At 42.2% G+C, this 6,773-nt stretch carries 10 protein-coding genes; 3 read left to right on the top strand and 7 right to left on the bottom strand.

Annotation, left to right across the window (positions count from 1 at the left end; genetic code table 11):
* Positions 1-13: 13 nt before the first annotated feature.
* Entirely contained in the window at positions 14-994 is a 981-nt protein-coding gene (gene pheS / locus BFN00_RS14630; RefSeq protein ID WP_004278272.1) for a phenylalanine--tRNA ligase subunit alpha, read from the bottom strand.
* A 159-nt stretch (positions 995-1,153) separates the two neighbouring features.
* Between pheS and BFN00_RS14635 the strand changes: the two genes are divergently transcribed.
* Entirely contained in the window at positions 1,154-2,179 is a 1,026-nt protein-coding gene (locus tag BFN00_RS14635) for a hypothetical protein (protein WP_071852244.1), read from the top strand.
* 349 nt (positions 2,180-2,528) lie between these two features.
* Here BFN00_RS14635 and BFN00_RS14640 read toward each other — a convergent pair whose 3' ends face one another.
* From BFN00_RS14640 to BFN00_RS14665, 6 genes are all read right to left on the bottom strand, one after another.
* Positions 2,529-3,011: a GNAT family N-acetyltransferase gene (locus BFN00_RS14640; RefSeq protein ID WP_071852245.1), complete on the bottom strand. Its 483-nt coding sequence runs from the start codon at positions 3,009-3,011 to the stop codon at positions 2,529-2,531.
* Positions 3,012-3,164: 153 nt separating this feature from the next.
* Positions 3,165-3,524, bottom strand: a complete 360-nt coding sequence (rplT, locus tag BFN00_RS14645; RefSeq protein WP_004647525.1) for a 50S ribosomal protein L20 — start codon at positions 3,522-3,524, stop codon at positions 3,165-3,167.
* Between the two features lie 11 nt (positions 3,525-3,535).
* Positions 3,536-3,730: a 50S ribosomal protein L35 gene (gene rpmI / locus BFN00_RS14650; protein ID WP_004278281.1), complete on the bottom strand. Its 195-nt coding sequence runs from the start codon at positions 3,728-3,730 to the stop codon at positions 3,536-3,538.
* Positions 3,731-3,924: 194 nt separating this feature from the next.
* Positions 3,925-4,347 carry a YqaA family protein gene (locus BFN00_RS14655; RefSeq protein WP_071852246.1) on the bottom strand — a complete coding sequence of 141 codons (423 nt, stop codon included), beginning with the start codon at positions 4,345-4,347 and terminating at the stop codon, positions 3,925-3,927.
* Between the two features lie 7 nt (positions 4,348-4,354).
* Positions 4,355-4,645: a hypothetical protein gene (locus BFN00_RS14660; RefSeq protein WP_004647523.1), complete on the bottom strand. Its 291-nt coding sequence runs from the start codon at positions 4,643-4,645 to the stop codon at positions 4,355-4,357.
* A gap of 74 nt (positions 4,646-4,719) precedes the next feature.
* The gene (locus BFN00_RS14665; protein WP_004732952.1) at positions 4,720-5,340 is read right to left on the bottom strand and encodes a glutathione S-transferase family protein; all 621 of its coding nucleotides are present in this window, start codon (positions 5,338-5,340) and stop codon (positions 4,720-4,722) included.
* 283 nt (positions 5,341-5,623) lie between these two features.
* On the opposite strand from BFN00_RS14665, the gene BFN00_RS14670 reads away from it, so the two are divergent.
* Both BFN00_RS14670 and BFN00_RS14675 read left to right on the top strand, forming a co-directional pair.
* Positions 5,624-6,079, top strand: coding sequence for an Hsp20 family protein (locus BFN00_RS14670; protein WP_004732955.1), 456 nt, complete (start codon positions 5,624-5,626; stop codon positions 6,077-6,079).
* A gap of 104 nt (positions 6,080-6,183) precedes the next feature.
* Positions 6,184-6,735, top strand: a complete 552-nt coding sequence (locus BFN00_RS14675) for a hypothetical protein (protein WP_071852247.1) — start codon at positions 6,184-6,186, stop codon at positions 6,733-6,735.
* Positions 6,736-6,773 lie beyond the last annotated feature (38 nt).

A 6,773-nucleotide genomic window follows, 5' to 3' on the forward strand; every position in this document is an offset into this window, starting at 1 on the left:
TTATTAAAAAGTTTTAAGCAAACTGGCGTAAGAAACGCACATCGTTTTGGAAGAACATACGTAAGTCATTTACGCCATAACGCAGCATTGCAAAACGTTCAACACCCAGACCAAAAGCAAAGCCTTTGTATTTTTCAGGATCAATGCCTGCAGCTTGCAGCACATTCGGATGCACCATACCGCAGCCTAATACTTCTAACCAGCGACCGCGTTCATCCATAATATCCACTTCCGCACTCGGCTCGGTGAACGGGAAATAAGATGGACGGAAACGTACTTTCAAATCTTTTTCGAAGAATTCGTTCAGCAGGTTAATCAGCAAACCTTTCAGTTCCGCGAAGCTGGTATTTTCAGCCACGTATAAACCTTCGATCTGATGGAACATCGGTGAGTGGGTTTGATCCGAATCACAACGGTAAACACGGCCCGGACATACGATCTGGATTGGTGGCTGCTGAGTTTCCATGGTACGAATCTGCACACCAGACGTATGCGTACGCAGCAAATGGTTCACATCAAAATAGAAAGTATCGTGCATGGCACGCGCCGGGTGATGACCTGGAATGTTCAGTGCTTCAAAGTTGTGATAATCATCTTCAACTTCAGGACCTGTTGCAACCGTAAAACCTGCCTTGGTAAAGAACTGGCAAATACGCTCTTGCACCTGGGTCACTGGATGGATACTGCCCACCTGCTGACCACGACCTGGTAAAGTAATATCAATGGTTTCGCTTGCCAGTTTTTGTTCTAAGGCAGCTTTATGCAGTTCTGCCTGACGTGATGTCAATGCAGCGGTAATGGTTTCACGTACAGCATGGATTTGTGCGCCGAAGACTTTACGCTCTTCAGGATCCATTTTACCAAGCGACTTAGATTGTTCCGCGAGCTGGCTTTTTTTCCCCGTAAATTGCACTCGTACTTGATCAAGTGCAGCAAGGTCTTGAGCTGCTGCAATCGCAGCGAGCGCTTCAGTGGTCAGGGCTTCCAGTGACATAGTAACTCTCAAAGCAACAGGTTAAAAAATATTTTAAAAACCCCACATTCTAACAGTTTTTAGACACTTTGATGAAGATGCGTTTTAAGGAAAATTAGATTGGCACGATTAAATATAAAAAGTATAAGATAAACACAATATCAATCAGATCAAATCACTATGGCACTCGATCAAATTTGGAAACAGCAACTAACCCTTGTCACTTACGGTAATGAGTATTTGACTCAGGACCTGAGTTTCAATCGTTGGATTCAACATTCCATTTTTAATCAGCATCAGTTTGCCTTTCGGGATCTGATGTCACAACACCTGCTGGCCCAGCATTTCCAGATCTGGCTGGAAGGCCTGAAAAAACAAGGCGTGCGTCGCCTCAGCTTGCATCGCTCTGATTTACTGGTTGATGAAAAAAATCCGAATGCCAATATCGAGCTATTACCACTGGCGCATTTTATTGTCAGTCATGGTGCTAAAACCAAAACTGCCTGGATCATCGGCAAGGAACTGCCTGAATGGTACAGCGCAGACAATGATTACGAAGCACCTAAATCACAGCAATCCCCTTTACGCCATGAAACATTCTGGTGTTATGAGCTAAATCCTAAACTGGCCAAGCGCATTGATGTCGATCTGGAAGCCCCAAACTGGGATGATATTCAGGCCTATACCGATCATGAACTGTTTGAAAGTAGCCTTGCCCAAGATTTTACCGAACCTGCATATACCAATTTGCCTTATTACGGCACCATGCCTGCCATTCAAGCCGATAGCGAAAGTCATTTGGCCTTAATTCCCACTGACTATTCAGCGGATTATGCTCACCAGACTTTGTACCGCCTAGACGCCTTAAATGACTTTATTCAAACGAAAATCCAGCATCCCTATCGTGCAGATGGCGAAGTACTCAGCCCGGAGCAGCAACTTAACCTGCGACATTTTTCGCAAAAAATTGATGATTTAAGTGCTAAATTCATCAGCAAAGTCGCCAATCACTATAAAACTGCACAGCTAACACCAAAAGTTGCACCTGACCCATTTGTCGGTATGAGTACCGAAGACCGCTCACCAAAAATTTCTAAAGCAGAAAAACCTCAGGACCCAGGCAAATCCAGTTCATCTGCAAATGTGCTGACCTTAATTGTGATCACTGTGATTATCTGTCTGATTGGCTACTATTTCGGCCTTTAACATTTTGCCAGAAAAGCTTGAACATCACGGGCAGAATTCAATGGATATTTTGATATTCATGAGCAGGCATCAACTTGAAATAATGCTGACGATTTTGTGATGGTTTTCATCATCCATCAGATGATGGAATCACGACTGAGTATCTGTCTTAAAATTTCAGCATTATTTGAATGAGCCGAAGCTGTCATTTGCTGATCGGCCGGAAATGCTCTCTTAATTGACCGGTGGAGATATTGAGATAAAAAGATAAATCAGCCATACATTTCTAAGGGCTGATTTATTTTCTATCGTCTTTTCCCAGGTTTTAGATTTTTCTACGTTGAGCCAGCTGGGCCAGAGTATTCAAAAATTAAATGTCCCACTGATAACATAAGTCTTTAAGATTCTCGCCCAGATCGCTGGCATCTCCTTCACTGACAAAATAGGCGCCGGTCTTTTCATAAAAATAACGACTGGAATTCAGGTTCAATACGCTGCACTGCATATACTGGTAGGATTTTTCTCGACTTAAACCCAGACCCAATTGAACCAAATCACGTCCAATGCCGCGACCTTGAATATTTTGAAGCAAATAAAGTGCTCTCAATTCACTAATTGGTGCATCCACTGGAAAATTAAAGGCAGCAAATCCGAGCACCTGAGCATTTTCTTCATAGACAAATACCTGTCGATTTTCCTGTTCAAGCACAGAACGCCACAAAGCGGCTCTTTGTTCTACACTCAACTTATCAAGAATCTCTGGTTTAATGATATTTTGATAGCTTTCATGCCAGCTTTGTACATGCACTTGGGCAATCGGCAGGACATCCTGTTGAGTGGCAAGTCGAATCATTATTTTTTAGCCTTATTTTTGATTATGCAGTTTAACAATGACTAAAAAATATAGGATTTACAACACTGATTTTTAAATAATATTTAAAATAACTACTTTTATTTAACCATAAAAAAAGACCACTAAAAGCGGTCTTTTTCAAGTCATAAAGACTTATGCAGCCAATGCATCTTTAGCTTTAGAAGCTAAAGCAGCAAACGCAACTGCGTCATGCATAGCGATGTCAGCAAGTACGCGACGGTCGATAATCACTTGAGCTTTTTTCAAGCCAGCGATCATACGGCTGTACGACAAACCATTTTGACGAGCACCAGCGTTGATACGTGCAATCCACAAAGCGCGGAATTGACGTTTCTTCTGACGACGGTCACGGTAAGCATATTGACCAGCTTTGATTACCGCCTGGAACGCTACGCGGTAAACGCGTGAACGAGCACCATAGTAACCTTTAGCGCGAGCAAGAATTTTTTTGTGACGGCGATGAGCCTGTACACCACGTTTTACACGAGCCATTTATAATCTCCTTAGATGTACGGGCACATACGACGAACTGAAGCAACGTCACTTACGTGAACCATTACACAGCCGCGCAATTGACGAATACGCTTAGCAGATTTTTTGGTCAAAATGTGGCGTTTGAACGCTTGTTTACGCTTAAAACCGTTAGCAGTCGCTTTAAAGCGTTTAGCTGCACCACGGCGAGTTTTCATCTTAGGCATAACAACCTCTTTTGAACACCTGTTCGGCTCGTTTGCACCATTACAAAACGACCTGCAGGTAAGGGAGCGAGTATTCTAAAGCATCTTTGTTTAAAACAAAAGCATCTTCACCCAATAAGCGAATTTAAAGAATGATTTTAGGATTTCAGTCTGAAAAAATATCCAAGACTGAATCAGGAAAATTATTTTCAAGTTTAGAACATGGCAAAGGCCGCATAGACAAACAGATAACGACCAATTTTAGCGATGCTGACCATCAGCAGAAAACGGGCGAAGTTTTCTTTTAGCAGTCCCGCAATCAGGGTAATTGGATCACCAATGATAGGCACCCAGCTCAGCAATAAAGACCAGTAACCATATTTCTGATAGGTCGCTTGCGCTTTAAGCATCTTGTCTTCTGAAACTGGAAACCATTTTTTATTTTTATAATGCTCGATCTTGAGACCCAAATACCAGTTGACACACGACCCCAGAATATTTCCCAGACTGGCCACCGCAATTAACAGTACCGCACTCTGCTTACCCTGCACTAAAAGACCCAGTAGCACAGCTTCAGACTGTAAAGGCAGTAAGGTCGCTGCACCAAAGGCCGACAGAAACAGTAAAAACAGGCTCATTAAAGCATTAACGGCTCAAGCCCATTTTTTTCTTGGCTTTGCTGTATTCCCAACTGGACCAAACGACTGCCGTCACCATCGCCATGATCCGCGCCCACTTATACTGCTCATTGAGCGGTGCAATTGCAGCACGGAGAATCTGCTGATCTTTGGTATTTAGGGCAGCAATCACCTGATCGATATGCACAATTTCAGCAACATACAGCACTAAACATGCAGCAATGCCGAAAAGAATGCTCCAGTAAATTCGGGTATTACTTTCAACAATCTTGGTAAAGTTCAGAAGAAAATCGTTCATATATCCATCCAATAAAAAACCACCGTAAGGGTGGCTTTATTTGCTTAAGGCTATTTTAACATAAAGGCAGACGCTTAACTGACCTGTATTGCCAACGCTTTCTGAACCGCAGGACGAGCATTCAAACGATCGATATATTTGGAAACTTCAGGATAGTCTTCCAGAGTGATCTGCTGCCAGTCATGCCGTAATAACCAAGGGAAAATGGCCATATCTGCAATCGAGTATTCGCCAGCCACATACTCCTGCCCGACCAGCTGTTTATTCAACACCCCATATAAACGCTTGCTTTCATTGACATAGCGCTCTGTGGCATAAGCAATCCGCTCAGGTGCAAAACGGCTAAAGTGATGATTTTGCCCGAGCATCGGCCCCAAACCGCCCATTTGCCACATCAGCCACTGTTCGACCTGAATACGCTTCACTTCATCGGCTGGATAAAACAGACTTGTTTTGCGACCCAGATATTGCAAGATCGCACCTGACTCAAAAATTGAAATGGCGCGGCCATGTGGCCCATCCTGATCAACAATTGCCGGGATTTTATTATTGGGAGAAATAGCCAGAAAATCGGACTGGAACTGGTCATTTTCCAGAATATTGATGGGAATAATTTGATATTCCAGCCCCATTTCTTCTAGAGCAATACTAATTTTATGGCCGTTGGGGGTGCCCCAATAATATAAATCGATCATTTTCTTCTAATACTCCCTGCACTTTTACTATGCGACGATGTACTCAACATAGAGGATTTAGAAAGAAACAACAAGTCTGCATTTTAAAATTATTTTTCAATAAATATCAAAATCTTATTAAAAATTTATATATTTTTTTCTTTTTGATCTTGAAAATTTCAGCTCCAAACACATATTTATTTCTGCATAAGGATTGCGTCAATCTTATGCGCTGTTGATGTCTGACATGACAGATCTTATTTTCTTGTTTTTATAACTTTGCTTTAGTGAGAAGGTTCTAATCATGAGTAACTTAAATCTTCATCCATTATTTCGTCGTAGTATTGGCTTTGATCGCTTGAATGACTTTATTGACTATGCCATGCAAAGCGATGCACCGAATTACCCACCGTATAATATCGAAAAGCGTGGTGAGAATAATTACCGCATCGTGGTGGCAACTGCGGGTTTTCGTCAGGAAGAACTCGACATTCGTCTGGAAAATAAGTTGCTGACCATCCTAGGCAAGCCTGAAAACCAGAGCAATGACAGTATTGAATTCCTGTACAAAGGCATTGCGCGACGTGCATTTAAATTGTCTTTACGTCTGGATGAATATATAGAGGTACAACAGGCAGACTATGAAAATGGTTTATTGATCATCGACTTGCAGCGCATTATTCCAGAAGAAAAATTGCCACGTCAAATCCCGATTGGCAATAAACTGCTCATTGCAAACGATGAAAAATCAGTGGAATAAGCTTGATTAAGTACGCAAAGGAAGGTCCGAAAGGGCCTTTCTTTTTGGCTACAGATTACCTAAGCTCATTAAGGCAATACGCTTTCTGATCATAAAAATAAACCATGAATGTGCCAGAAAACATCCTGTTTCATCAAGCTAGCCCGATCATGCGCACTACGGGATATTTGCTGTTTTGTTATCCGGTCGGAATATTCAGCATTTTTTATTTCAGCAGTGCACGTAGCAATTCCAGCTTTCTTCAAGGTCTGTTATTTTTATGGCAGGAGTCTCCTGGCTTTTATGTTTATATTGGCGGCTTTCTTGGTCTTTCGCTGCTTATGCTGGGAACTAAACTGAAAATCACCTCACACGCTATTTATTATACTTTGGCCGGTTTCCGCATCAGCCTGTGCTTAAAACGACATTCGGTACAGTATAGTTTTCTAAATCCACGCTATGCTTCTCTCAAAGCACATCTCAAACGTTGGCTCTATAACATGCCAGCACATGTGATTAGTCCACGCGATGGCACTTTGGATTTTAAATTGTGTCAGCCTGGTCTGATGAATCAAATTTGCCTCGGGTTTTTCCGGATTCAGCTATCGATGTTTTCCCGGCAGCAAGCCAGGGAAATTATTCAAGCTATGTACAATGCGTGGAATTTTAGAGCATAAAAAAAGCCCTGCATATGCAGTAATGCCAGTCAGTTAAG

This window comes from Acinetobacter sp. AR2-3, assembly GCF_001878775.1.
In the GTDB taxonomy this organism is placed as follows: Bacteria; Pseudomonadota; Gammaproteobacteria; order Pseudomonadales; family Moraxellaceae; genus Acinetobacter; species Acinetobacter lwoffii_D.